Source organism: Streptomyces sp. DSM 40750 (assembly GCF_024612035.1).
In the GTDB taxonomy this organism is placed as follows: domain Bacteria; phylum Actinomycetota; class Actinomycetes; order Streptomycetales; family Streptomycetaceae; genus Streptomyces.
Genome location: NZ_CP102513.1, coordinates 1172866 through 1196779 on the forward strand (window position 1 = coordinate 1172866; position 23914 = coordinate 1196779).

Annotated in this window: 24 protein-coding genes and 3 pseudogenes; 5 read left to right on the forward strand and 22 right to left on the reverse strand. The window is 70.7% G+C overall.

The features are described 5' to 3' along the window. Positions 1–21 precede the first annotated feature (21 nt). From JIX55_RS05470 to JIX55_RS05490, 5 genes are all read right to left on the reverse strand, one after another. Complete coding sequence (locus JIX55_RS05470) at positions 22–1221, reverse strand: ATP-grasp domain-containing protein (RefSeq protein ID WP_257562084.1); 1200 nt, start codon at positions 1219–1221, stop codon at positions 22–24. A gap of 98 nt (positions 1222–1319) precedes the next feature. Continuing rightward, positions 1320–2336 (reverse strand): ABC transporter substrate-binding protein, encoded by a 1017-nt coding sequence (locus JIX55_RS05475; RefSeq protein ID WP_257562085.1) that lies wholly within the window; start codon positions 2334–2336, stop codon positions 1320–1322. A 91-nt stretch (positions 2337–2427) separates the two neighbouring features. Further along, positions 2428–3249, reverse strand: coding sequence for an ABC transporter ATP-binding protein (locus JIX55_RS05480; protein WP_257562086.1), 822 nt, complete (start codon positions 3247–3249; stop codon positions 2428–2430). Between the two features lie 241 nt (positions 3250–3490). Beyond that, positions 3491–4540: a FecCD family ABC transporter permease gene (locus JIX55_RS05485; protein ID WP_257562087.1), complete on the reverse strand. Its 1050-nt coding sequence runs from the start codon at positions 4538–4540 to the stop codon at positions 3491–3493. Continuing rightward, the gene (locus JIX55_RS05490) at positions 4537–5562 is read right to left on the reverse strand and encodes a FecCD family ABC transporter permease (RefSeq protein ID WP_443046377.1); all 1026 of its coding nucleotides are present in this window, start codon (positions 5560–5562) and stop codon (positions 4537–4539) included. The genes JIX55_RS05485 and JIX55_RS05490 overlap by 4 nt, the downstream gene beginning before the upstream one ends. Positions 5563–5775: 213 nt before the next feature. On the opposite strand from JIX55_RS05490, the gene JIX55_RS05495 reads away from it, so the two are divergent. Beyond that, the gene (locus JIX55_RS05495) at positions 5776–6669 is read left to right on the forward strand and encodes a (2Fe-2S)-binding protein (protein WP_257562088.1); all 894 of its coding nucleotides are present in this window, start codon (positions 5776–5778) and stop codon (positions 6667–6669) included. Between the two features lie 30 nt (positions 6670–6699). Here JIX55_RS05495 and JIX55_RS51380 read toward each other — a convergent pair. The 8 genes and pseudogenes from JIX55_RS51380 to JIX55_RS05525 all read right to left on the reverse strand — a co-directional run. Then, a pseudogene (locus JIX55_RS51380) lies at positions 6700–6785 on the reverse strand (MBL fold metallo-hydrolase); the annotation flags it as partial. A gap of 2 nt (positions 6786–6787) precedes the next feature. Next, positions 6788–7189: pseudogene (locus tag JIX55_RS50835) on the reverse strand (hypothetical protein); the annotation flags it as partial. Between the two features lies 1 nt (position 7190). Then, on the reverse strand, positions 7191–7661 hold the full coding sequence (locus JIX55_RS05500; RefSeq protein WP_257562089.1) for a pyridoxamine 5'-phosphate oxidase family protein: 471 nt from the start codon (positions 7659–7661) through the stop codon (positions 7191–7193). Positions 7662–7839: 178 nt separating this feature from the next. After that, a complete protein-coding gene (locus JIX55_RS05505; protein ID WP_257562090.1) occupies positions 7840–8346 on the reverse strand; it encodes a DUF1772 domain-containing protein in 507 nt (168 codons plus the stop codon). A gap of 147 nt (positions 8347–8493) precedes the next feature. Then, positions 8494–9162, reverse strand: a complete 669-nt coding sequence (locus JIX55_RS05510) for an NAD(P)-dependent oxidoreductase (RefSeq protein ID WP_257562091.1) — start codon at positions 9160–9162, stop codon at positions 8494–8496. Next, a complete protein-coding gene (locus JIX55_RS05515; RefSeq protein WP_257562092.1) occupies positions 9159–9992 on the reverse strand; it encodes an NAD(P)H-binding protein in 834 nt (277 codons plus the stop codon). Before JIX55_RS05515 ends, JIX55_RS05510 begins: the two co-directional genes overlap by 4 nt. Before the next feature lie 155 nt (positions 9993–10147). Beyond that, entirely contained in the window at positions 10148–11068 is a 921-nt protein-coding gene (locus JIX55_RS05520; RefSeq protein WP_257562093.1) for an RNA polymerase sigma-70 factor, read from the reverse strand. A gap of 187 nt (positions 11069–11255) precedes the next feature. After that, positions 11256–11720, reverse strand: coding sequence for a carboxymuconolactone decarboxylase family protein (locus JIX55_RS05525; protein ID WP_257562094.1), 465 nt, complete (start codon positions 11718–11720; stop codon positions 11256–11258). A gap of 171 nt (positions 11721–11891) precedes the next feature. On the opposite strand from JIX55_RS05525, the gene JIX55_RS05530 reads away from it, so the two are divergent. Beyond that, positions 11892–12275: a DoxX family protein gene (locus JIX55_RS05530; RefSeq protein ID WP_257562095.1), complete on the forward strand. Its 384-nt coding sequence runs from the start codon at positions 11892–11894 to the stop codon at positions 12273–12275. Between the two features lie 211 nt (positions 12276–12486). Here the strand turns inward: JIX55_RS05530 and JIX55_RS05535 are convergent, their stop codons facing one another. Beyond that, positions 12487–13683 carry an NAD(P)/FAD-dependent oxidoreductase gene (locus JIX55_RS05535; RefSeq protein ID WP_257562096.1) on the reverse strand — a complete coding sequence of 399 codons (1197 nt, stop codon included), beginning with the start codon at positions 13681–13683 and terminating at the stop codon, positions 12487–12489. A gap of 113 nt (positions 13684–13796) precedes the next feature. Next, a complete protein-coding gene (locus JIX55_RS05540; protein ID WP_257562097.1) occupies positions 13797–14249 on the reverse strand; it encodes a nuclear transport factor 2 family protein in 453 nt (150 codons plus the stop codon). A gap of 149 nt (positions 14250–14398) precedes the next feature. Here JIX55_RS05540 and JIX55_RS05545 point away from each other — a divergent pair, with 149 nt between their 5' ends. Next, entirely contained in the window at positions 14399–15289 is an 891-nt protein-coding gene (locus tag JIX55_RS05545; RefSeq protein WP_257562098.1) for a LysR family transcriptional regulator, read from the forward strand. Between the two features lie 87 nt (positions 15290–15376). On the opposite strand, the gene JIX55_RS05550 is transcribed toward JIX55_RS05545, so the two are convergent. After that, positions 15377–15847, reverse strand: coding sequence for an Lrp/AsnC family transcriptional regulator (locus JIX55_RS05550; protein WP_257536732.1), 471 nt, complete (start codon positions 15845–15847; stop codon positions 15377–15379). A 95-nt stretch (positions 15848–15942) separates the two neighbouring features. On the opposite strand from JIX55_RS05550, the pseudogene JIX55_RS05555 reads away from it, so the two are divergent. Then, positions 15943–16788, forward strand: a pseudogene (locus JIX55_RS05555) (TIGR03619 family F420-dependent LLM class oxidoreductase); the annotation flags it as partial. Between the two features lie 26 nt (positions 16789–16814). Further along, the gene (locus JIX55_RS05560) at positions 16815–17243 is read left to right on the forward strand and encodes a nucleoside deaminase (protein WP_257536734.1); all 429 of its coding nucleotides are present in this window, start codon (positions 16815–16817) and stop codon (positions 17241–17243) included. A 127-nt stretch (positions 17244–17370) separates the two neighbouring features. Here JIX55_RS05560 and JIX55_RS05565 read toward each other — a convergent pair whose 3' ends face one another. From JIX55_RS05565 to JIX55_RS05590, 6 genes are all read right to left on the reverse strand, one after another. Next, positions 17371–18237, reverse strand: coding sequence for a 3-hydroxybutyryl-CoA dehydrogenase (locus JIX55_RS05565; protein WP_257562099.1), 867 nt, complete (start codon positions 18235–18237; stop codon positions 17371–17373). Between the two features lie 28 nt (positions 18238–18265). After that, entirely contained in the window at positions 18266–19555 is a 1290-nt protein-coding gene (locus tag JIX55_RS05570; RefSeq protein ID WP_257562100.1) for an NAD(P)/FAD-dependent oxidoreductase, read from the reverse strand. Next, positions 19552–19869, reverse strand: a complete 318-nt coding sequence (locus tag JIX55_RS05575; protein ID WP_257562101.1) for a 2Fe-2S iron-sulfur cluster-binding protein — start codon at positions 19867–19869, stop codon at positions 19552–19554. Before JIX55_RS05575 ends, JIX55_RS05570 begins: the two co-directional genes overlap by 4 nt. Before the next feature lie 72 nt (positions 19870–19941). Further along, on the reverse strand, positions 19942–21060 hold the full coding sequence (locus JIX55_RS05580) for an alcohol dehydrogenase catalytic domain-containing protein (protein ID WP_257562102.1): 1119 nt from the start codon (positions 21058–21060) through the stop codon (positions 19942–19944). After that, positions 21057–22643, reverse strand: coding sequence for a class I adenylate-forming enzyme family protein (locus JIX55_RS05585; RefSeq protein WP_257562103.1), 1587 nt, complete (start codon positions 22641–22643; stop codon positions 21057–21059). The genes JIX55_RS05580 and JIX55_RS05585 overlap by 4 nt, the downstream gene beginning before the upstream one ends. A gap of 8 nt (positions 22644–22651) precedes the next feature. Further along, complete coding sequence (locus tag JIX55_RS05590) at positions 22652–23875, reverse strand: cytochrome P450 (RefSeq protein WP_257562104.1); 1224 nt, start codon at positions 23873–23875, stop codon at positions 22652–22654. Positions 23876–23914 lie beyond the last annotated feature (39 nt).

The following is a 23914-nucleotide window of genomic DNA, read 5'->3' on the forward strand; positions in this document are numbered from 1 at the left end:
CACTCTCGGAGGCGACGGCGGTCACGGCTGGATCTCCCAGCGCTGTGCGGCGAGGAATTCCGCGACCACCCGGTCGACGGTCTCCTGGCGGGTGCCGGTGGCGCGGAGGACGCCGAGGTAGTCGCGGTTGGTCGAGTACAGCTCGTGCCGTTCGCCGATCTCGCGGAGCGGACGGTATGTCAGACGGACGCCGTCGACGGTGAGTTGGGCGGCGGCGGGGGCGTCGACGAGCGTGCCCGCCCGTTCGGCGCAGGGGTACTCCAGGCGGGCCGCGCCGTCGCGCCGGATGTCCAGGTCGGTGGGCAGCGGCTCGCCGAGGTGGGTGCGGAGGATGTGGTCGAAGAGCGGGAGGTCGAGGAGCTGGGCGAGCAGCAGGTCGCACTGGTCGCCGATGGCACGGTAGTTGACCTCGATGATGCGGGCCCGGCCGTCGTGCACGACGAACTCGGTGTGGCAGGCGCCGAACCCGACGCCCAGCGCGTCGAGTTGGGCGAGGATCTGGGCGACGACCGGCTCGGGGTGGGCCGGGACGAAGCTGAGCCGTTCCTCGATGAAGTACGGCGGCGGGGACAGCTCGGTGTGGAAGCCGCCGAGGACGTGCCGGACGCGGCCGTCGCCGAGGGTCTCCAGGGTGTACAGCTCACCCGGCAGATACTCCTCGACGACGAGGGTGACACCCGGGCGGCGGGCCAGGATCTCCTTGCCGCGGGCCACCAGGTCCCCGGCGGTGTCGACCAGCACGACGTCCTCGCTGGCGACGCCTTCGCGGGGCTTGACGACACAGGGGTACGGGGCGTCGACGACGAGGCGGCCGGTGAGGTCGGCCGGATCGGTGATCTCGGCGGACCAGACGGTGTCCACGCCGGCGGCGGCCAGATGGCGGCGCATCTCGCCCTTGTCCTTGCTGCGCAGGGTGGCCCGCCAGTCCTTGCCGGGGAGGCCGAAGTACTGGGCGGCGAGGGCGGCCTGGGTCTGGAGGTGGTCGCTGTTGGTGAAGACCGCGTCCGGCCGGTGGTGGGTGGAGATCCGGGTGACGACGGCGCGGTAGTCGCGTACGTCGCACTCCAGGATCTCGGTCCCAGGATACTCCGGGTACGCGGTGCGGTGGGCGTCGGGCTGGTCGGTGAGGATGGTGACGTCCAGACCGATCCGGGCTGCGGCGGGCAGAAAGCCCTCGGTGACGGAGTCGGTGGGGTTCAGTGCGAGCACGTACAGGCGCATGGGGTGGGTGCACAACTTCCGCTAGCTGGTGGGGGGGTCGGTGGGGCGGGCCCTTCTCGTGGTGGGGCCCGCCCCTACCGGGTCTGGAACAGCGGGAGTTACTGCTTGGGCAGCTCGACGCCGGTGGCCTTCGCCACGTCGGTGAGCATCTCCTCGGCCGCCTGGACGCCGATGCCGGACATCCAGGTCTCGTCCGGGACCTCGAAGACCTTGTCGCCCTTGACGGCGGGCAGGTCCTTCCAGACCGGGTTGGAGGTGACCTGCTTCTGCTGGGTCTTGTCCGGGGTGTCGGCGGTGGTGACGAAGATCAGGTCGGCGTCGGCCTGGTCGATCTCCTCCGGGCTGACGTCCTTCATGGTCACGGCCGGGTCGTCGGAGATCTGCGACGTCGGGCGCTGGAAGCCGATGTCGTCGAGGACGACGCCGCTGTAGGAGTTGGAGGCGTAGAGGCGGGTCGGGCCGGCGACGAAGCGGACGACGGAGACGGTCGGCATGGTGCCGTCCTTCTCCTTGATGGCCGCGCCGAGCGCCTTGGCCTGCGTCTCGTACTCCTTCAGCTTGGCCGCGGCCTCGTCCTCCAGGCCCAGCGCCTCGGCGTGGACCTTGAGGTTCTCCTTCCACACACCGCCGGTGGTCTCGGTGAAGACGGTCGGGGCGATGGCGCTGAGCTTGTCGTAGACCTTCTCGTGCCGGACCTTGGACGACAGGATCAGATCGGGCTTGAGGGAGGCGATCTTCTCCAGGTTCGGCTCCAGGAGCGGGCCGACGTCCATGGTGTTCTCGAGGTCGCCCTCCAGGTACGTCGGGAAGCCGCCCTCCGTCTTGAAGTGCGGGGCGACGGCGCCGACGGGGTCGATGCCGAGCAGGGTGACGTCGTCCAGCTCACCGGTGTCGAGGACGACGACCTTCTTCGGCTGCGACGGGACCTTGACGTCGCCCATCACGGTCTTGAGGGTGCGCGGGAAGGCGGCGGTGTCGGCGCCGGCCTGGGTGGTGTCGGTCGTCTTGGTGGAGTCGTCGTCGCCGCAGGCGGCCAGGAGGCCCGTACCGAGTACGACGGCGAGGAGCGCGGTGCCGGGGCGGCCGAATCCGCGCAGGGGGGATCGCTTGAGCATGGGGGTGGTCTTTCTCGTCGACGTACGGGTGTACGGGATGAACCGGCTGTACCTGGATCCCAGGGACGTACCGGATGGGGTGGGTGAGCGGTCAGGCGGACGCGGGCGTGGTGGTGTGCCGTGCCGCGCCGCCTTTCGGGACGACCAGTGGTGTGCCGGTCTCCGGGTCGGGGATGACCCGGCAGTCCACGTCGAACACGGATTTGACCAGGTCCGCGTCGAGCACCTCGGCCGGTGGGCCGGCGGCGGCGAGGCGCCCGTCCTTGAGCACGACCATGTGGTCGGCGTAACGGGCGGCCTGTCCGAGGTCGTGCAGCACCATCACCACGGTGCGGCCCGCCTCGGCGTGCAGGGCGGCGACCAGGTCGAGGACGTCGAGCTGGTGCCGGAGGTCGAGGAAGGTGGTCGGTTCGTCGAGCAGGAGCAGCTCGGTGTCCTGCGCCAACGCCAGGGCTATCCAGGCGCGTTGGCGCTGTCCGCCGGAGAGCCGGTCGACGGGCTGGTCCCGCAGCACCGCCGTGCCGGTCCGCTCCAGTGCCTCGTCCACGGCCCGCTGGTCGGCGGCCGACCAGGGGCTCAGCAGCCGCTGATGCGGGTACCGGCCCAGTCGTACGAGCGCCTCGACGGTGACGGCCTCCGGGGTGACCGGCTGCTGCGGCAGCAGTCCCATACGGAGGGCCAGCGCCCGGGCGGTCATGCGGTGGATGTCGGCGCCGTCGAGCGTGACCGTGCCGGCGGCGGGCGCGAGCAGTCGGCTCAGTCCCCTCAACAGGGTCGACTTGCCACAGGCGTTGGGGCCGACGATCGCCGTGACGGCACCGCCGGGCAGCGTCAGGTCGAGCCCGCCGACCACGAGCCGGTCTCCGTAGCGCAGGTCGAGGCCCTGCGTGGTGAGCTGGTTGGTGGTGGTCATGCGGGGCTCCTGGGGCGAGCGTGGGGCGGCGGTACGAGGCGGCCGGGCGACGGTCGGGTGTGGTCTTCGGGTGCGGGTGGGTGGGGGCTGGTCGCGCAGTTCCCCGCGCCCCTGAGAAGCAGGGGCTGCGCCCCTTGCTCTTCGGCCCGCAGGCCGTCGTCCTCAGGCCCGCAGGGCCGTATCTTTGCCGCGACTGCATGCGAGGAGTCGCGGCCGTTCCTGTCGGCCCACCCTGATCCGCTCATGCCCCACTCCCCCGCACCGGGCTGCTCTGCCGGAACATCAGCACCAGCAGCCACGGCGCGCCGAGGGTGGCGGTGACGGCGCCGACCGGCAGGCCCTCGACCGGGAGGAGATGTTGGACGACCAGGTCGGAGGCGAGGAGGAGGACGGCTCCGGTGAGGGCGGCCAGGGCGAGGGTCGCGGCGGTGGGTGGGCCGGTGAGGAAGCGGACGATGTGGGGTACGGCGAGGGCGACGAAGGTGACCGGTCCCGCGAGGGCCGCGGCCAGCGAGGCCAACGTGACGGCCACCAGGAGGAGTTGAAGGCGGGCGGTGGAGGTGTTGAGGCCGAGGGCGCCCGCCGAGTCGTCACCCAGGTCGAGCACGGCCAGGCGGCGGTTGGTGACCAGCGCGGCGGCCAGGGCGAGCAGCACGGCGGCGCCCGCGCCCCAGACCTCCGTCCAGGTGCGGCCGTACACCGACCCGGTCGTCCACTGGAGTGCCGAGCCGGCGAGTTCGGCCGGGAAGCGCACGATCATCAGGTTGACCGCGGCGGCGAGGCCCGCCTGGACGGCGAGGCCGGTGAGGACGAGTCGGGTGACGGCGAGCCCGGACCGCCAGGCGAACACACCGAGCAGCAGGGCGGCCAGCATGCCACCGGCCAACGCGCCGACGGGGATCAGTAGTTGGGACGCGCCGGCGGCCAGCAGCGCGACCGCCCCGAGTGAGGCTCCGCCTGTCACGCCCATCACGTCCGGGGACGCGAGGGGGTTGCGGAACAGCCGTTGCAGGACGCAGCCCGCCGCGCCCAGACCGGCGCCGGCCACGAGTGCGGCGACGGCGCGCGGTGCGCGGAACTCCCGCACCACCAGCACATCACCCGGATCGCCGAGCCCGACCAGCGCGCGCAGCGCGGTGGACGCGGGCATGCCCATCTCTCCTGTGGAGACGGAGACCGTGAGCAGGACGAGAAGGGCGGCGAGGCCGGTCGCGCCGTACGCGAGGAGGCGGCCACGGCCGGGCGTGCGGCGCGTGCCAGGTCGCACGACCGCCTTGTAGGTCAGCGTCATCGGGCGACCTTCCGGGCGAGCAGGGCCAGCAGCGGGGCGCCGAGGAACGCGGTGACGATGCCGACCTCCAGTTCCGCGGGGCGGATGACCAGGCGGCCCAGGACGTCGGCCGTGAGCAGGAGCAGGGGTCCGGCGATGAGGCAGCCGGGGACCAGGAGGCGGTGGTCGCCACCGAGCAGCGGGCGGACGAGGTGGGGTGCGGCGAGTCCGATGAAGGCGACGGGACCGGCCACAGCCACCGCCGAGCCGGCGAGCAGAACGACCGCGATGCCGCCGGCGAGCCGGATGCGGGTGACCGGCACACCGAGCGCCTGGGCCGAGTCGTCGCCCAGGGCGAGGGCGTTGAGGGCCGGCGCGACGGCCAGAGCGAGCAGGAGACCGAGGACGAGCGTCGGCAACACCGGCCAGAGCGTGTCGAGTTGGCGTCCGGCGAGGGAGCCGGCCAGCCAGAAGCGTGCCTCGTCCAGGGTGCGCTGACTGGCCAGCATGACCGCCGACGTCCAGGACAGCAGCACGAGTTGGAGCACGGTGCCACCGAGGGCGAGTCGTACGGGGTCGATGTCGCCGGCGCGGCGTGCCAGCGCCTGCGCGAAGACGGCGGCGCCGGCGGCCCCGGCGAAGGCGAACCACACGTACTCGACGGGGTCCGTGAGCTTCAGCGCGAAGATGGCGACGACGACGGCGAAACCCGCACCCGCGTTGATTCCCAGGGTGGTTGGTGAGGCCAGCGGGTTGCGGGTGATCCCCTGGGCCACGGCTCCGGCCACCCCGAGCGCGGCACCGACCGCGAGACCGATGACCGTGCGCGGCAGCCGAAGCCCCGTCACCACCAGCGCGTCCCGGCCCTCCACATGACCCGACAGCGCGTCGAGCACGGTGGACAGGGGCACGGAACGGGCTCCGAGGGCGAGGCTCAGCGCGGCGCAGAGCGCCAGCGCGCCGATTCCGCCGAGGAACAGGGGCAAGTACCCAAGGGCACGCAGGGGCACGCCGGACGGCGCGGCCCGTTCGGTCGCAGTCACGAAACGTGAGCTTAGGTTAGGCATGCTTTAGTTTTCAACGGCTGTGAGTTCACTGTGATCCACGCCGCCCTTGATCAACTCGTAAGTAACTTCGCTGGTCGATCGGGCACATGACTACTTCACACCCCGCCTGGTCATCAGCACGCGATCTTGCAGCTAAGGTAAGCCTTACCTCCTCCACTCTCCAAACCTCTTCACGCTCTGGAGTTACCGATGACCGTGGCCCACCTGGAAACCGCCCAGGCCGACCCCGCCACGCATGTCCCGGAACTCTTCGCCGCCGCCTACCGCCGCCTGGACACGGTGTGCGAGGCGCTGTCCGTACGCATCACGGAACCCGGCCGCCCGGTCACCCCGCGGCCGTCGGCCCGCAACGCGCCGCCCGTCGATCAAGTCCCCGACGAGACAGTTGATCTGATGGAGGGTCAGGAAAGCATCGAAGCCTTCGTCGAGGCGGAGGCCGCTCGTATCCAGGACCGCCACGACCACACGGCGCCCCGGCATGTCGCCGCCTCCCGCGCCCTGCACGACTACGCCTGGTCGGTCGGCCTGCTGATGAGCGGCGTCTGGTACCTGGAGCGGCGCGTGCCCCGGATCGCCCCCGGCGACATACGGGTCGACCTGGCGTCAGGCACGTACGAGATCAGCCCCGGCGCCGAGTTCGTCTGCCTGCCGGACGACCCGGCGGCTGCCCTGCCCGGTGCCCGGGCGGTCCCCCACCAGGAGGCCCTGCGCGCCGAGTTGAGGGCCGCCGTCGCGGAGCACATGGGCCCGGTGCTGGAGGCGATCAGGCCGTACGTCCGCCGGGGCTCGCGTGCGCTGTGGGGTCTGGTCTCCGACGACCTCGTCTCCGGCCTCTGGTACCTCGGCCGCATGCTGGGCGACGAAGCCGCCGGTGTCCGGGCCGCCTCCGAGGTCCTCCCCACCGCCCGCGCGCCCTTCCCCGGCGGCGCCGACTTCCGTTCCCTCCGCACGAGCGACGGCCGCGAACACCCGACCCGCACCCGCATGGGCTGCTGCCTCTACTACACGATCCGCCCGGCCGAGGCCTGCTCCACCTGCCCGCGCACAGGCGACGCGGAGCGGCTGCGGCGACTGGAGGGCTGACACCACGGAAGGACCATCAGTGCCCCCTGCCCTGGCGATCCACTCCTCCAGGTGGGGTGCCTCGGTGCCGACGGTCGTGGTCTCCCCGTGTCCGTACGGACCACCGTGTCGGCCGGTCCTACTCCGACTTCCCGACGTCAGAAGACCACCACCGAGCGCAGTACGTCGCCGTGGTGCATCCGCTCGATGCGGTCAGTGCGAGTATGCGCTGCATTACGCGGGCTATCACGCCGCCCGGTGTACGGCCTCGGTGCTGTTCGAGGTCGAGCTGGCCCTTGAAGGTCTCGTTGACCGACTCGATGACCTGCCGCAACGGCTTGAACAGCGGCGCGCCGGGCCGTTCCGGCTCGCTCTTGCGGGCCGGCCGCAGCAGCCGGATGTCCTGCCCGGCCAGCTCGTGCTCGAAGCCCCGGCCGAAGTAGTTCTTGTCGCCGATCAGCGTCTGTCCAGGCCGGGCGGCGGTCAGGCCCGGTTCGGCGGCGAGCAGGTCCAGCAGGGTCTCGCGCTCGTCGGCCTTGGCCCTAGACCAGCCACTTCCCGTCGCGCATCAGGGTCCGTCCGTCCATCTCGGGAACCGTTCCCCACGCCTGCAGCACTTGCGGGGTGACCTGGAAGAAGACGTACGAGGGATGATCCTTGCGAGGGTCCCAGCCATCCTTGGCGGCGAAGGCGTCACCTACCTCGGCCGGAAGCTCCTCGCGGGTCAGCATGCGCGCAATGCCGTGGACCAGGACCACGTCCCGGCTATGGCCGAAGCAGAGCCGGACCCGCCCCGAGGCACACAGGTTGCGCCCAGTCGGGTTGGTGTCGCGGGTGGACAGCCACACCGTTTCGCCATCCCACCAGAAGGCCAGTGGAACGAGGCACGGCTCGCCCGTAGCGTCGGCTGTGCCGACCCATACGTCGTTGTCCCGCACGAGACGTTCAAGCGCCTCGCGCTTGCGCTGCTTCGCGCTACGGGGTCCGCTGGAGTGAGAGTCAACTGCCGTCATGTGGAGAGGCTATGGCGCGAGGCACTCGGTCACATCCGGCGGCGGAACTAGGTCGCAAGGCGGAGGGTCGTCCTTGTACTGGGCGCACTCAATCAGCCCGACAGCGCAGCAGCGGGCGTGCCAGGCGGGACTTGGAGTCCAACTCTGTCATCACACACCGACGTTGGACTCCCTCACCTCAAGCGCGCAGCCGATCCCTTCGCGTCGAGGTGTTCGGCGGGCTTGAACGACGTGTACGAGACAGCGGCGCCGCAAGGGCGAGGACCGCGAAGGCGAGAACCGCGGCCACCGTCCGGACGGCGTGGGCTATCTGCCAGCGGTCCCGTACGTCGGTCCAGTTGGAGGGCGGGGACTGGGCGTTCCAGTGCAACTGGCCGGAGTTGATGGGCAGGTTGACGATGAGCGTGAGGCCGAGAACGAAGACCAGGAGGGCGAGTGCGGCCACGGTCAACCATCGGGTGTCTGTTCGGTAGGTCTGGTAGACCAGTACCGCTGTGGCGATCAGCGCCGGCAGGAGTGTGGCGACGGCGAGTTTGTCGAGGGAGTCGAGTTCGACCAGCCGGACCTGCGTGTAGACGGTGCTGTCGAAGCCGCGCAGCGAGAGTTCCAGGACGAGGACTGCCGTGAGGAATCCGGCGAACAGCCCCGCGCATACGAGGCTGGCGAAGCGGGCGTACTTCATCATGATCACGTTCTTTCGTGACGGGTGACCCGGGCGGCGAAGGGGCGGGCGGGACGGCCGAGGCGTCTTCTTGACTTTGTTGGTGGCCGTCGCGGGTCGTCGCTTGTTTCCTCTGTCGCAGCCCGGGTCGTGTGCGTGGCTGGTTATGGGTCAGTTCGCGATTCCAACGACCTGTTCGATGGTGTCCGGCTGGTTCACCATGGCGAGCATGTGGTGGGCGACATCGGCGCGTGACACGGAGAACCCGCCCCGGATGTTGCGGTTCCACGCGGTCCGGTACCTGCCGGTCAGGGGCTTGTCGGTGAGCTTGGGCGGACGCGACACCGTCCATTCCAGCCCGCTGTCGCGCAGGATCTGCTCGGTGACGGCGAGGTCGGCGTAGTGCCGGCCGAACATCGCCCGGGTCAACGGGACTCCCAGGTAGCGCATGAAGAAGCCGTCGCCGGGATCGTGCCTGGGGGGCGTCGGCCGGCCCGGCACCGGCACCGGTCCGACGGGTGCGGCGCTGACGATGATGATCCGCCGGACGTGCTCGGCCTGCATCGCCGCGACGATCGCGCGGGTGCCGCGCGAGGTGATGCCCGCGTCCGCGCGCGGGTTTCGCGGGCCGAGCGCGGACAGTACGACGTCGGCGCCGCGTACCGCCGCGGCGAGCGTCCGCATGTCGGGGCGGGTGAGGTCGACGGCGACCGTCCGGACGCCGCCCGGCAGCTCCCGTGGACGGCGGGCCACGGCGGTCACGTCATGCCCGTCGGCCACCGCCTGCTCGACCAGGTGCCGTCCGATACCGCCGGTGGCGGCCACGATCGTGAGTTTCATCGGGATCCTCCTGTGGTGAAGGCGGCACGGTGGTCTCGCGCCCAGGTGGCGTACGTGCGTGCCGGGCGGCCCAGCAGCCGCCGCACGGTGTCGGTGGTGGGCCCGGCCTCGCGGGCGTAGTCGGCCAGCGAGCCGAGCAGCCGGTCGGGTACCTCGTCGGGCAGACCGGCGGCGAGCATGCCGCGGCGGATCTCGTCCGGTGCGGCCTCGACGAACGACAGGGTCCGGTCGAGCGCCGCGCCGAGCGCGGCGACCTTCTCCGGTTGGCTCAGCGAGTGCTCTCCGGTGAGCAGGTACGTCTGACCGCGGTGCTGCGGGTGGGTCAGGGCGAGGGCGGCCACCGCGGCGATGTCACGCTCGTCGACGGTCGAGGTCCTCGCGTGCGGGTACGCCCCCCGTACGGTCCCGGTCGCCTGGATCTGCCCTGTCCAAGCCAGGGTGTTGGCGGCGAAATCGGCGCAGCGGAGGATCGTCCAGTCCAGGCCGCTCCCCCGGGCGATGTCCTCGACCGCGTGGAACTGCTGCCGGAAGCGTGCGTGCCCGGCCGGGTACTGCACGGTCACGGAGGACAGTACGACCACTCTTGCCGCGCCCGTTTCGCGGGCGTGGGCCAACAGGTCGACAGCGGTGGGACCGGCGGCACGCGGGCTGAGCAGGATGGCTTCCACGCCGTCGAGGGTGGGAACCTTCGCGGGGTGGACGAGCTGTGTACCCGCGGGGAATTCGGCGTGCGGGTCGCGGGTGACAGCGGCGACTTTCGCTCCCCCCTCGACCAGGAGGCGGACGGTTTCCCGGCCGACGACGCCGGTGGCCCCGGTAATCAGGATCATGACTGAACCCCCAGTGGGTGTGTCGATAATCGATCTTGCGCGGTGGATGATCACGGTTCGTATCGCGGGAAGACGTCACGGGCGAGCCGTGCGCCAGGAGCATCGGCATGCGGCACTGAAACCTCCGGTCCTGCCCTGTCGGGCTGGTCGGGAGATCACTGGGTTTTACGGGTCCGCTTCACTTCCTGGTCGACGGCCCAGGCGTCGGCGACCGGGCCGAGGTGGCCGAGCTTGTCGGGGTTGATGACCGCGCGGATCGTCTGGATCTGCCCGTCGAGTGTGTCGAGGGCGAGGATGTGGAGGATCTTGCCGTCGCGGTCGCGGAAGAGCGCGCCCGGCTGCCCGTTGACCTCGTGCGGTTCGAACGTGATGTCGATCCGGGCCATGAGCGGGTAGACGGTGGCGAGCAGCCTGGCCACGTTCTCGGCGCCGACGACGGCCCTGGCCAGCTGCGGTGCCTTGCCACCGCCGTCCCCGACGAGCTGGACGTCGGCCGACAGCAGACTCTGCAGTCCGTCCACGTCACCCTGCGTCAGTGCCTCGAAGAACCGCCTCGCCAGCTCCTGCCGATCCTGGCGGTCCGCTTCGAACCGGGGCCGTCCCTCGTGCATGTGGCGGCGTGCCCGTACGAGCAGCTGCCGGCACGCCGCCTCCGAGCGCCCCACCGCGGCGGCGATCTCGTCGAAGCCGAAGGCGAAGACCTCCCGCAGCACGAACACCGACCGCTCCAGCGGACTGAGCCGCTCCAGGAGCAGCAGCGCCGCCATCGACACCGAGTCGGCCAGCTCCGCCGCGCGGGCCGGGTCCTCGTACGGATCGTCCAGCAGCGGCTCGGGCAGCCACGGTCCGACGTACTCCTCCCGCCGCACCCGGGCGGAGCGCAGCACGTCGATCGCGATCCGGGTCACCGTGGCTGACAAGAACGCCTTGGCCGACACGGGCCGGGTTCTCGAGGCGTCGTAGCGGAGCCAGGTCTCCTGCACCGCGTCCTCCGCCTCGCCCACGCTGCCCAGGATCCGGTACGCGATCGAGAACAGCAGCGGCCGCAGCTCCTCGAACTCCTCGACCTTGCCCACGCCGACTCCCCCTTTGCGGTCTGAGTGCCCGGCCGGACCCGCGCCGGCGAGGCACACTTCGAAGATCATCCGATGTGTGGGCGGAGCAGACAACGCTCGTGCCGCGACCGCCCTGCCCGCCTTGACCACGGCGCCCTGGCCCCGGCGGGCCTGACCTGGGCCAGGGCGCGGTGGTGGTTCAGTGGAACTAGCCGACCTGGTAGTCGCCGGCCGGCTGCTGGGTGATGATGTTCAGCCGGTTCACCGTGTTCATGAACGAGACCAGCAGCACGAGGGCCGTGAGCTGCTCCTCGTCATAGTGCTGAGCGGCACGCGCCCACACCTCGTCGCTGACCCCGGTGGCCGCGTCCGCGACCCGGGTTCCCTGCTCCGCCAGCTCCAGTGCGGCGCGCTCGGCCGCGGTGAAGACCGTCGCTTCCCGCCAGGCCGCGATCAGGTTCAGCCGCACCGGGGTCTCGCCGACCGCGGCGGCTTCCTTGGTGTGCATGTCGATGCAGACCGCGCAGCCGTTGATCTGGCTCACGCGCAGCGCCACCAACTCCTGCGTCGTAGCTGGCAGCGGCGATTCCTTCAGCTCCCGGCCGACCGACATGAAGTACTTGAGGGCCTTGCCGGCGGCCGGGTTGGCGAAGTAGTTCAATCGCGCGTCCATCGTGTGCTCCTCCACGTTCGTCGATGCCTTCACCCCCGAGACGAGACGGCCCTCACTCCTGTGACACGGCACGGCGTGACCCACATCTCTCCACTGTCTGGGTTCGGGCATGTCACAGGCCGAGTCGCTGCCTCGTCTCGGGTGCGGAAGTCCTCGATCAGGGAGTTGATGATGAACGTCGCGCTGTGGATCACCGCTGGAGTGCTCGCCGCTGTCTGCCTGGTGGGCAGCTCCAAGATGTTCGTGCCGCAGGAGAAGCTGGCCGCGATGGGCTCCTCTGCGCAGTGGGTCCTGGAGTTCAGCCCCGGTGCTCTCAAGGCCATCGGCGCCGTCGAGCTGCTGGCTGCGGTCGGCCTGATTCTGCCCGCGGTGCTCGACATCGCGCCGGTGCTGGTGCCGCTGGCCGCCACCGGACTTGTTCTGCTGTTTGCCTGCGCGCTCACCATGCGTCTGCGCCGTGGCGAGAAGGCCACGATCGCCGGCGACCTGATCTATCTCGCCCTGGCTGCCTTCGTCGCATGGGGCCGTTTCGGTCCCGAGTCCTTCACCGGCTGACCACCGGCGCATATCAGTCGAGCGCCGAAGTGCCAGGCACACTCCAGGTCGTACCGATACACCTATCGGCCAACGGAGTTGGCTACGACGTCACTCTCTTCAGCAATGAACACCCGCCTACTACAACAGCTTCGTCGCTATTGAACTTGCGCCGCGCCGCACAAAGAACACAGCCGAGTGCCGGGACCCACGTCGGCTGCCGGTGCGCGGTTCAGGCGGACTGCTCGGCGGTGGCCGCCGTCTCGCGGCGCTGGGCCCGCAGCAGTCGGCGGCCCTGCTCGCCCTTGGCCCAGGTGTGGGAGCCGGGCTTGCGTGCCTCGTTCACCAGTTGCTTGATGGTGTGCCTGCAGACGAGTTCCTTCACCTTCGCGCCTGTTCGGCCGCCGAGGTGGAGCCGCTTGGCGGTGTCGTCCTTGTGGGCGAACTGGAAAATGCCCGCGCGGCGCCCCAGGCTGATGCACTGGCCGGCGAACCCCAGGTCGATCGGTGCGGGAAGCTTGCTCGCGATGCGGCTGAGCACCGTGTCGGCGGCGTGCGCGCCGAGCGGGCCCGCGGCCTGGCAGCTCATCCGGAACGGCATGTCCGACGGCGCCGCCGAGTCCCCGGCGGCGACGATCCGCTCGTCGTCGATGCTCGTCAGGGTCTCGTCGGTGAGCAGGCGGCCCAGGGTGTCGGTGCTGAGCCCGCTGCGGGCAGCCAGGTCCGGCACGCCGAAACCGGCGGTCCAGATGGTGACCTCGCTCGGCAGCTCACGGCCGTCGCCGAGCCGCACGGTGTCGCCGGTCACCTCCGTGACCTTCGTGCCGGGGCCCTGCAGCACGGTCACCCCGAGGCCGGCCAGCCGCTCGGCGACCGAGCTGCGGCCGTTCGGGTGCAGGTAGGGCCCGAGCGGACCGCCGCAGACCAGGGTCACGGTGCGGCCCGCCTCCGCCAGTTCGGCGGCGGTCTCGATGCCGGTCGGACCGGCTCCGACCACCGTCACAGGGGCGGTGGCGGGAGCGGCGTCGAGGACCGACCGCAGGCGCCGCGCCTCCTCGAACGTGGCAATCGGGTGGGCCAACTCGGCGGCTCCGGGTACGCCCGGATCGGCGCTGCCGCTGCCCACCGCGTAGATCAGGTAGTCGTAACCGGCCGTGTCGCCGCTCGCCAGCTCCACCCGGCGCCTCGTCGCGTCGATCCGGGTCACGGTGTCGACCACTAGTCGGACGCGCTCGCCCAGGACCTTCCGGTAGTCGTTGACGGCCGCGTGCGTCCCGCCCGCCAGCTGGTGCAGTCGGATCCGCTCGACGAAGTCCGGGCGGGCGTTGATCAGCGTCACGGTCACGTCGTCGCGCTGTGTCAGCCGGTTGGCCGCCATGACCCCGGCGTATCCGCCGCCGATCACGACGACTTCGGTGTTCTCAGCCATGGTTTCTTTCCTCCGCTGTATGGGAATTCGCGTTTCAGGAATTCGCGCACGCAAGATGTCGACTTGGCGCGCAAGATGTCGACTTCGCACACCGTGACGGCGTGCGGGACGGATCAGCTGAGGCCGAGGCGCTGCGGCGCCGAGCCGCGGAGCGGGGTGGAGTCCAGGTACCGGACCTCGTAGATGCGTTCGCTGAACTTCCAGCCGTCGACGGTTCGCTCGTAACGGTCCTGGTACAGGGCGTAGTTCAGGTGCGAGCTGCCGTCGCGCATCCGTCCGAACTCCTGGATGTACGCCCGGCCGGCCGCGGTGTCGCCGTCCAGCCGGATGACGCCCGGGTGGACGTTCTGCACGAAGAACTCCCAGAGCGACTGGCCCCACTCGATCCCCGCGCGGATCTCCCCGCGGCCGACGAACTCCTTGTCGATGTGCGGCCAGCGCATGGCGCCCTCGGGCGTGAACAGCGAGACGGCGCGGTCGAAGTCACGCATCATCACCGCGTCCGTGAGCTCGGCTCGCAGCGCCTCTATCTCGACGCGATCGGCGATGGCCCGCATGTCGCCCATCGGTTTCCCTCCCCATTCATGTGTGCGTCAGGCGGGTGCCGCCTGTCCGGTGGTGATGGATCCAGCATCGGCGCGGGCGAACAGCGGAACAATGTAAGGTTCCTCGGGCTATTCATAATGTGGCGGTTATGCATGGGTGGGGGTTATGCATGGAGCTGCGTGACATCGAGATCTTCCTGACCTTGGCCGAGGAACTGCACTTCGGCCGCACCGCGGAGCGGCTTCATGTGTCCCAGGCCCGCGTCAGCCAGGCCATCGCCAAGCAGGAACGGCGCCTCGGCGTCGTCCTGTTCGACCGCACCAGCCGGCGCGTCGCCCTGACCCCGGTCGGCCGGCGTCTGCGCGAGGACCTCCAGCAAGCCGTCGACCTTCTCCGGGAAGGGCTCGCCCGCGCCGAAGCGGCCGGCGCGGGGACGAGGCAGACTCTGCGCCTGGGTGTGTTCGGCCATGCCGGCCACGAACTGCGCCCCCTCATCGAGGCCTTCCGCTCCCGCCACCCCGGCAGCGATGTCCAGTTCGGCGAGATCAACGGCAGCGACCCGTTCACCGCTCTGCGCACCGGAGAGCACGACGCGCACGTGCTCTGGCTTCCGGTGGCCGAACCGGACCTCACGGTCGGCCCGACCGTGCTGACCGGAGGCCGCGTGCTCGCCGTGGCGGCAGACCATCCGCTGGCCGAGCGCGGCACCGCGTCCCTGGAAGACCTCGGTGACAACCATGTCGTCGACCTCGGCCCCGGCGCCCCCGAGTACTGGGTCACGGCCATGGTCCCCACGCGTACGCCGCTCGGCCGCCGAATCCCGCGCGGGCCCGCCGCGCGGACCTTCCACGAGGTTCTCTCCCTGGTCGCCTCCGGACAGTGCGTCCACCCGCTGGGCGAGATCGCCGCCCGCTACAACCGTCCCCCCGGCATCGTCTTCCTCCCCCTTCACGATGCCCCCACCATGCACTGGGCCCTCACGTGGCGATCCACCGCCGACGGCCCCACCCTCCACGCCCTGGCCCAAACCGCCGCCGACCTCGGCCCCATCTCCATGTGACAGCGGATGACGGGCAGTTGATGGTCGCCGCTGCTGGACGCAAGGCCGGGCCCCGGCGATGGAGTGGCGTCCGCGCAACGTCAGCGCCTACCTGACGGTGTTCACCCGAAGCACCCCCGGACCGCGCAACGGGAGCGTCCGGCTGAGGACGAGGTTGGTGGTGGTGCTCCCGAACTCGGCCAGCTCGTCAACGATCTCCTCCAGGTGGGCCATCGACGTGGCCACCACCTTCATGACGTAGCAGTCGTCTCCGGTGGTGCGAAGGCACTCGAGGATCTCCGAGCGCTCCTCCAGCAGCCGGCGCAGCGGCTGGTGCCGGGTTCCCGGCCCCGGGTACTTGAGCCGGACCACCGCCATCACCGGGTAACCGGTCCGCTCCGGGTTCACCTCCGCCCGGTACCCAGTGATCACCCCGGCCTCCTCGAGCCGACGCACCCGCTCCTTGGTCGCCGACGCGCTCAGGTTCACCCGCCGTGCCAGCTCGGTGAACGGGATCCGGCCGTCCCGTTGGACTTCTGCCAGGATCGCCCAGTCCGTCACGTCGAGACTCTCGGTCATACGCCCATTCTACCGGCGGATCCACGGCTGAACTGCCTCTGAACAGGCGGGAATCCCTTCTGGCAACCCATACGCCCTGCCTAGGGTTGGGCCCTATGAAGATCGGAGTGAACGTCCCCAATTTCGGCCCGGGCACCGACCCCGGAGTGTTGCGAAGCTGGGCCCAGACCGTGGAAGGCCTGGGCTTCGACCTACTGATGATCTCGGACCACATAGCCATTACGCCGGATGTCGCCGAGCGCTACCCGGCACCCTTCTACGAGCCCTTCACCACCTTGTCCTGGCTGGCCGGCCTCACCACCCGTATCCAGCTCGGCACGACAGTCCTCATCGCTCCCTACCGGCACCCGCTGCTCACCGCCCGAATGGCGGCCAATCTGAATGAGCTGAGCGGCGGCCGGCTGGTCCTCGGCGTGGGAGTGGGCTGGGCGCGGCAGGAGTTCACCGCCCTCGACATCCCGTTCTCACAACGCGGACAGCTGACCGACAGCCACCTGCGGGACATCCGGTCCGCCTGGAAGGACACCGCCTCATACGGAGCCCGCCGGATCCCGGTGTGGGTCGGCGGCAACAGCGACGCGGGGCTGCGCCGGGCCGTACGACTCGGAGACGCATGGCATCCGCTGCACCCCACCGTGCCGTGGCTGCGCGAAGCCGCAGGCAGGCTGGAGACGTACGCGGACGAGCAACACTTGCCCGTGCCCGCCCTGGCTCCCCGCATCGCCCTGCGACTCACCAAGGAACCGGTCGACGGAGCGGGACGGCTCGCCGGTGAGGGCACCATCGACCAGGTCATGGACGACCTCGACCAACTGCGGCTGCTGGGCACCAAGTCCGTCGTCCTCGACACCTACCAGGGCGACCCCCACGCGACATGTCACCCGCAGGCGGCCTGGCAGGCCCTCGCCACCGTGGCCGCGCACCTTCTCCCGCCCAGCACCCCACCCCGCACCACGAGGGAGCAGTCATCACCACACCCGACGACCACACCCTCCTCCGACAGGCCATCTCTCTCGCGGCCAAGGCACGCACGAGCGGCAACCCGCCCTTTGGATCTCTGTTGGCAGGACCGGACGGGACGATCCTGGCCGAGGAGCACAACACCACCCTCACCGACAACGACGTCACCGCACACCCGGAACTCAAACTGGCGAGGTGGGCCGCAAGAGAACTCGACGCGCAGACGGCGGCAGGCACCACCATGTACACCAGCTGCCAGCCGTGCGGGATGTGCAATGCCGTCATCCAATGGGCAGGACTGCGGCGAGTGGTGTTCGCCCTGTCCAACGAACAGCTCCTGGACATCAGGCCGGGCAGCAGCCGACCGCCCGTGCCGCAGGACGGCCCCGCGCTGCTCGACGAGGTACGGGCCGCGGTCGAGCCCTACTACCGCTGACCGCCGGGCCCAGGGCAGAGCCCGCCACCAGCGGAACGCACCTGGGTACGCTCGCCCCTCCAGCCACACCCATGTGACTTACTGCAGAGAAGTCTCAAGGGATGCAAGGGATGTGGGTCGGGGCCGCTCAGGCCGCCGGGTACGCGTAGAAGCCCCGCCCCGACTTCCGGCCGAGATGCCCTGCCGCGACCATGCGGCGCAGCAGCGGCGGGGGCGCGTACAGCGGTTCGGCGTGCTCCTCGTACAGGGACGCGGCGATCGCCTGGGCCGTGTCGAGGCCGATGAGGTCGAGCAGCCGGAGCGGGCCCATCGGGTGGGCGCAGCCGAGTTCCATGCCGTGGTCGATGTCCTCGGCGGTGGCCGTGCCCGCCTGGACCATGCGGACGGCGGAGAGCAGATACGGCAGCAGCAGGGCGTTGACGATGAATCCCGCCCGGTCCGGGGCCTGGACGGCGGTCTTGCCCAGCTGCTCGACGGCGAAGCGGCGGGTGCGGTCGAGGGTGTCGGTGCTCGTGGTGAGGGCGGGGATGATCTCGACCAACGCCTGTACGGGGGCGGGGTTGAAGAAGTGCAGCCCGATCACGAGGTCCGGTCGGCCGGTGGCGGTCGCGAGGTCCGTGAGCGGGATGGACGAGGTGTTGCTGGCGAGGATCGCGCCGGTGCCGGCGAGGACCTTGTCCACGTCCTTGAAGAGGGCGCACTTCAGGCCGCGGTCCTCCACCGCGGCCTCGATGACGAGTTCGCGGTCGGCGAGGTCGCCGAGGTCCGTGGAGAAGGACAGCTGGGCGAGGGCACGGTCGCGCTCGTCGTCCGTGAGTCCGCCCCGGCGTGCAGCCTTGCTCAGGGAGTCCTCGATGCGGCGGCGCCCGGCCTCGACGGCCGACAGGCTGACCTCGACCACCAGCACGTCCAGTCCGCTGCGGGCCACGGTTTCGGCGATGCCCGAGCCCATGAGGCCGCAGCCGAGGACGCCGACCCGGGAGATGGTCGTCATGCGAGGGGCCTCCGTTCGAGATCGGTCGTCATGCCAGAGCCCTCCGTTCCGGATCGGCCGCCCGGGCCAGATGGCCGCGCAGGCTGAAACCGGGCTCGGCGGCATCCTCGGGGGTGACCGTGACGCCCGCCGCCAGCAGCCGCCGCGCCGCCATGTGATCGGCGGGGCGGTTCACGGACTCGACCGCGATCAGGGCGGAGTCGCGGAAGCAGAGCACCGAGAAGCCCTTGTCCTTGTCGTCACCCAGCACGGCCGTCCGGTCGTGGCCCGTCGACAGGCCGGCGATCTGGAGCCTGAGGTCGCCCTGGTAGCTCCAGAACCAGGGCAGCGCGTCGTACGGTCGTGGCGCGCCGGTGAGCCGGGCGGCCAGGCAGCGGGCCTGGTCGGCGGCGTTCTGGACCGACTCCAGCCGGATGCGCCGAACCGCGCCGTAAGGATCGCTGTGCGGCGCGCCGTGCGGGGCGGGGAAGGCCGCGCAGTCGCCGATCGCCGAGATGTGCGGGTCGGCGGTGGCGAGGTGTTCGTCGACGACGATGCCGTTGTCGGTCTCCAGGCCCGCCAGGGTGGCGAGTTCGGCGTTGGGGAGGACACCGATGCCGGTGACCACCAGGTCGGCGGGGATCGTTGCCCCGTCCGCCGTGCGGACGCCGGTCACCTGTCCGTCCCGGCCGACCAGTTCGGTGGGCGCGGTGCCCATCAGGAGCCGGGTGCCCTGTGCCTGGTGCTGCTCCGCGAAGTGGTCGGCGGTGGGTGCGGACACCGCGCGGCCCATCACCTGCTCGGCGATGTCGAGCACGACGGGGCCGAGCCCGGCGGCCCGGCAGGCGGCGGCGAACTCCAGGCCGATGAATCCGGCGCCGATCACCACCACGTTCCGCACCTCGCCCAGCCGCCGACGCAGCTCGTCGGCCTCGGCACGGGTCCGCAGGTTGATCACCCCGGCGAGCCCGCTGCCCGGCAACGGCAGCGGACGAGGTCGGGAGCCGGTCGCCAACACCAGGTGCCCGTACGGGAGTTCACTGTCGTCGTCGAGCGTGACCCGCTGCCGGGCCCGGTCGAGGCCCACGACGCGGCGGCCGATGAACAGGTCGATGTCACGGTCGGCGTAGAACCGGTCCGCACGGAGGGTCAGTTCGCCCGCCGACAGCTTTCCGGCGAGGTACTCCTTCGACAACGGCGGGCGCTGGTAAGGAAGTTCGGGTTCGTCGCCGATGACCGTGAGGGGGCCGGTGAAGCCCGCGTCGCGCAGCGACTCGGCGGCCTGGACGCCCGCCTGGCCGGCACCGACGATCACGATCCCGGGGTGCGTGTCCGTCATGTCTGGGCTCCCGGTACGTGTATCACCAGGTCGTCCACCTGGTCGGTGAGGGTCAGCCGGCAGCTGAGCCGGCTGTTGTCCCGCCGGGGCTCGGCCGTGCAGTCGAGGAGTTCGTCCTCGTCGGCGGTCGGGTCCGGGAAGAGGTCGGCTTCGGCGGCGTACACATGGCAGGTCGCGCACATCAGGTTGCCGCCGCACTCGGCGACGATGCCCCGGACGCCGGCCGCCACCGCACCGCGCATGACGGTGGTGCCGGGCGGCAGGTCGAGCACGGTCTGGGTGCCGTCCTGTTGCACGTAGGTCACCTTGGGCATGGCGAGGTCTTCCTCTCGTTCCTGTGGGGGTGGTGCGTTCCCGCCGCGGTGGTGGGACGACAGCCGTACTGGTTACGCGGTGGCCGACGGACTGACGATGAAGTTGCTGAAGCCGCCGTTGCGTTCGGCGGTGCCGCTGATGGCGTCGTTGACCTGCTCCAGCGGGTACACCTGGTGTTCGAGCGGGCTGAGGTCGAGCAGCCCGGCCGCGACCAGGTCGGCCATCGTCTGGCCCTCCCCGGAGGTGAACCAGGCCGAGCCGATCAGCCTCAGCTGCTGGTCCATCATGCGGTGGACGTCGACCGGCACATCACCCGCGATGGCGCCGATGTTGACCGCGATACCGCCGCGCGCCATCGCCCGCATGCCCGCGCGGAATGTCTCGTGCGGGGCGCCCGGGCCGAGCGCGTCGATGTAGATGTCCGCGCCGTGGCCGCCGGTCTCCGCACGGACCCATTCGTCGAGCGGGCCGTCGTCGAGGGAGTGCAGGTGGAAGCGGCCGGGGGCCAGCTTGTCGACCTGCTCCAGCAGGTTCCGGTCGCGGCCGGTGCCGTAGACGTGGGTCAGTCCGAGGGCGGGCGCGAGCAGGGCGGCGGCGATGCCGAGGGTGCCGCTGATGCCGTTGACCAGGATGGTCTTGCCGGGGCCGGCGTCGGCCTTGCGCAGCGCCGAGTACATGGTGCCGATGTAGCCGAAGCGGGCGGCGGCGTTGAAGGAGAGCTGGTCGGGCAGTTTCACCAGGGCGTACGCGGGGGCGACCAGGTACTCGGCGAGGCCGCCCTGGTAGCGGTCGAGGAGGCCGAGGGCCGACTCGGAGAAGCCGAAGTAGCCCGCGAAGGCGTAACTGGCGCAGTTGATGGAGTCGTTGTTGCGGCAGGACCGGCAAGAGCCGCAGCTGCGGCCCGGGTTGACGTACACCCGGTCGCCGACCTCGAAGCCCTCCACGCCCTCACCGACCGCGTCGATCACGCCGGCCGGGTCCAGACCGAAAATGGCCGGGAGGGTCGGCAGGGGGCTGTGCGGAAACCAAGTGGTCCACATCGTCAGGATGTTGGCGAGGTTGGGCACGATGTTGACGGCGTGCACGGCCACCCGTACGTCGCCGGGGCCCGGCACCGGGACGGGGACCCGCTCGATCCGCATGGGCTCGCCGACATCGTGCATACGTGCTGCCCGCATGGTCTCGGTCATGGTCTCTCCTGGGTGTGCCGGGTCTTCGCGGTGGTGTGGTCGCCAGTCGTCGTGGGGTCGCTGGTGGAGGTGGTGCCGTCGGCCGGAGGCCGGTCGGCGGACAGTTCGGTGAGGGCCTTCCGCTGGAGCTTTCCGGTGGCCCCTTGGGGCAGTGCCGGGACGACGCGGAGCCGTCGCGGCCACTTGTGCCGGGCGAGCCGGCCTTCGAGATGGTGCCGGACGTCGTCGAGCGTCGGCTCGGGCGCGCTCGCCACGACGTACGCGGTGACGAGCTCGCCCCAGACGGGGTCCGGGGTACCGCCGACGGCGACTTCGAGGACGCGGGGCAGGTCGACGAGTGCGTTCTCGACCTCCGCCGGGTCGACGTTCTCGCCGCCCGTGATGATCAGTTCCTTGGCGCGTCCGACGACTTCGAGCCGCCCCCGCTCGTCGTACCGGCCTCGGTCCCCGGTGTGGAACCAGCCGTCCGCGTCGGTGACGGGCAGCGGTCCCGCGCTCGTCCGGTACGAGGCGGCCACGGACGGTCCCCGCAGCCAGATCTCGCCGACGCTGTCGACCGGTGCGGCGGCGCCCTTGTCGTCCACGACGATCAGTTCGACGTGCGGCACGGGCGGCCCGGCGGAGGTCGGACGGTCGGCGACCTCGTCGAGCACGGCGTAGGTGACGCCGGCGCTGGACTCCGTCAGGCCGTACGAGTTGACGACCTTGACCCCGCGTTCGAGGAGCCGGGTGGTCGTCGACGACATCGCCGGGGAACCGCCCGCCAGCACCCAGCGCAGCGAGTCGAGGTCGGGGCCGTCGAAGCGGGGATGCCGGGTGAGGAGGGACAGCATCGCCGGTACGGCGAAGGCGGCGCTCACTCCGTGGTCCCGGACCAGGTCGATGAAGAGGCCGCCGTCGAACCTGGGCGCCAGGACGACGGTGCCGCGTTCGGCCCAGGTGTACTGCGGCAGCCCGCCGAGGACGGCCACATGGGCCAGCGGTGTGGCCACCAGGACGACGTCGTCCTCGGTCACGGGCAGCCGGGTCATCCCGTTGACCATGCTCCAGTGGAGGTTGTCGTGGGTGAGCTCGGCGCCCTTGGGCCGTCCGGAGGTCCCGGAGGTGAACGCGATGATCGCGACGTCGGAGCCGGCGGGCGGTGCGTCGGCCTCCACCGGGGGCGCGTCGGGGTCGCTGATCTCCGCCCACGGCAGGCGGAGTTCCGTGCCCGGTGGCAGTGTCTCCAGAAAGGTTCCGTCGGCGACGATCGCGCGCGGCTCGGTCTCCTCGCGGACGACGGCCAGTTCGCGCCCCGTCATCTGAGGGTGGACGGGGACGAGGACCGCGCCCATCCGTGTCACGGCGAACATCGTGACGATGGCCTCGGGCCGGGCCTCACCCCGCATGACCACACGGTCGCCCCTGCGTACGCCCTGCTCGGTGAGGCGGCCGAGCGTGCGGCGGACCGCGAGGTCCAGTTCCGCGTAGGTCCAGGACCGGTCCTCGAAGACGAGGGCGGCACGGGAGCCGGACTCGGTCGCATGGGTGAGGAGCCGGGCGCCGAACCAGGTGTCCGGCGGGGCGCTGATGTTCTCGGACAACGTCGCTCCTAGTGGTTCTGGCGTCTCCAGCGGACGGGCAGGTTCAGCAGCCCGCGGAAGACCCATCCGCCGAGCTCCACCCGGCGGTCCGGGTCGAGTTCGAGGCCGGGCAGCCGCCGGAAGAGGGTGGGCCAGGCGATCTCGCCGACCTCGTGGCGGGCGACCCAGGTGCCCATGCAGAAATGGGGTCCGCCGCCGAAGGCGAGATGGTTGCGCTGCTCACGGTCGATGTCGAAGCGGTCGGGCTCGGGGAACACGTCCTCGTCCCGGTTGGCCGCGCCTATCACCAGGGCGACCCGGGAGCCGGCCGGGATGCGGACGCCGGACAGCTCGATGTCCTCGGTGGTCTGGCGGGGGTACATGCCGATCGGTGAGATCCAGCGGACCGTCTCCTCGAACACGTGCCGCCACCTGGCCGGGTCGGCCTCGACGGCGGCGCGCTGCCCGGGGTGGGTGAGCAGGGCCCAGACCCCGGCGGTCAGCACATCGCGGGGTTCGTTGATCCCGCCGCCGATGATGACCTTGACGTTGTTCTTGATCTGCTGGAGGGTGGGCGGCTCCTCGGCGTGCAGCATCGAGGAGATCACCGATCCGTCGGGCTCGTCGCGCAGGCGTCGTACGGCTTCGTCGACGGCCTCCTCCACGGCGCCGGCCGCGGCGACGGCCCGGTCCCAGACCTCCGGGATGTCGGCGTAGTTGCTGTTGCCGTCCATCATGTCCTGCGACCAGCGGATCATGTCCGCGGCCGGGACCCGCGGGATCCCCAGCAGATGCGCCAGGTTGGTGGCGGCGAAGGGTCCGGCGAAGTCGGCGCACAGGTCGGCCTCGCCCTTGGCGACGAAGGAGTCGATCAGTTCGTCGGCGGTGCGCTGGAAGATCGGGCTCCAGTCGTTCCGTACCCGGCGGGGCCGGGCCGGCGGCTCGGCGGCGGCCCGTAGCCTGCGGTGCTCGGGGTCGTCCTCGCGGAGCATGTTGGCACCCATGACCTTCAGGACGAGGGATTCCTTCTCGCGGGAGCTGAAGAGTTCCGGGTGCTGTTCGGCGAAGACGACGTCCTCGTGCCGGGTGATCAGATAGCGGCCGGCGGCGGGGACCCAGGCCACGGGGGCCTCGTGGTGAAGCCTGCGGTAGATGGGATAGGGGTCGTCCCAGAGGTCTTCGAGACGAATGCCCTGTACGAAGTCGTTCGCGAGGTCATTCGCCTGGTCGTGCTCGTGCGCGTGTGTCGTCACGACGCTCGCCTCCCGTGGTGTCGTACATGACTCGCCGGG

Bases quoted from the DNA above. Each gene is read 5' to 3' on its own strand.
- JIX55_RS05470 (WP_257562084.1), bottom strand. From the start codon at position 1,221: ATGCGCCTGTACGTGCTCGCACTGAACCCCACCGACTCCGTCACCGAG.
- JIX55_RS05475 (WP_257562085.1), bottom strand. From the start codon at position 2,336: ATGCTCAAGCGATCCCCCCTGCGCGGATTCGGCCGCCCCGGCACCGCG.
- JIX55_RS05480 (WP_257562086.1), bottom strand. From the start codon at position 3,249: ATGACCACCACCAACCAGCTCACCACGCAGGGCCTCGACCTGCGCTAC.
- JIX55_RS05485 (WP_257562087.1), bottom strand. From the start codon at position 4,540: ATGACGCTGACCTACAAGGCGGTCGTGCGACCTGGCACGCGCCGCACG.
- JIX55_RS05495 (WP_257562088.1), top strand. From the start codon at position 5,776: ATGACCGTGGCCCACCTGGAAACCGCCCAGGCCGACCCCGCCACGCAT.
- JIX55_RS05500 (WP_257562089.1), bottom strand. From the start codon at position 7,661: ATGACGGCAGTTGACTCTCACTCCAGCGGACCCCGTAGCGCGAAGCAG.
- JIX55_RS05505 (WP_257562090.1), bottom strand. From the start codon at position 8,346: ATGATGAAGTACGCCCGCTTCGCCAGCCTCGTATGCGCGGGGCTGTTC.
- JIX55_RS05510 (WP_257562091.1), bottom strand. From the start codon at position 9,162: ATGAAACTCACGATCGTGGCCGCCACCGGCGGTATCGGACGGCACCTG.
- JIX55_RS05515 (WP_257562092.1), bottom strand. From the start codon at position 9,992: ATGATCCTGATTACCGGGGCCACCGGCGTCGTCGGCCGGGAAACCGTC.
- JIX55_RS05525 (WP_257562094.1), bottom strand. From the start codon at position 11,720: ATGGACGCGCGATTGAACTACTTCGCCAACCCGGCCGCCGGCAAGGCC.
- JIX55_RS05530 (WP_257562095.1), top strand. From the start codon at position 11,892: ATGAACGTCGCGCTGTGGATCACCGCTGGAGTGCTCGCCGCTGTCTGC.
- JIX55_RS05535 (WP_257562096.1), bottom strand. From the start codon at position 13,683: ATGGCTGAGAACACCGAAGTCGTCGTGATCGGCGGCGGATACGCCGGG.
- JIX55_RS05540 (WP_257562097.1), bottom strand. From the start codon at position 14,249: ATGGGCGACATGCGGGCCATCGCCGATCGCGTCGAGATAGAGGCGCTG.
- JIX55_RS05545 (WP_257562098.1), top strand. From the start codon at position 14,399: ATGGAGCTGCGTGACATCGAGATCTTCCTGACCTTGGCCGAGGAACTG.
- JIX55_RS05550 (WP_257536732.1), bottom strand. From the start codon at position 15,847: ATGACCGAGAGTCTCGACGTGACGGACTGGGCGATCCTGGCAGAAGTC.
- JIX55_RS05565 (WP_257562099.1), bottom strand. From the start codon at position 18,237: ATGACGACCATCTCCCGGGTCGGCGTCCTCGGCTGCGGCCTCATGGGC.
- JIX55_RS05570 (WP_257562100.1), bottom strand. From the start codon at position 19,555: ATGACGGACACGCACCCCGGGATCGTGATCGTCGGTGCCGGCCAGGCG.
- JIX55_RS05575 (WP_257562101.1), bottom strand. From the start codon at position 19,869: ATGCCCAAGGTGACCTACGTGCAACAGGACGGCACCCAGACCGTGCTC.
- JIX55_RS05580 (WP_257562102.1), bottom strand. From the start codon at position 21,060: ATGACCGAGACCATGCGGGCAGCACGTATGCACGATGTCGGCGAGCCC.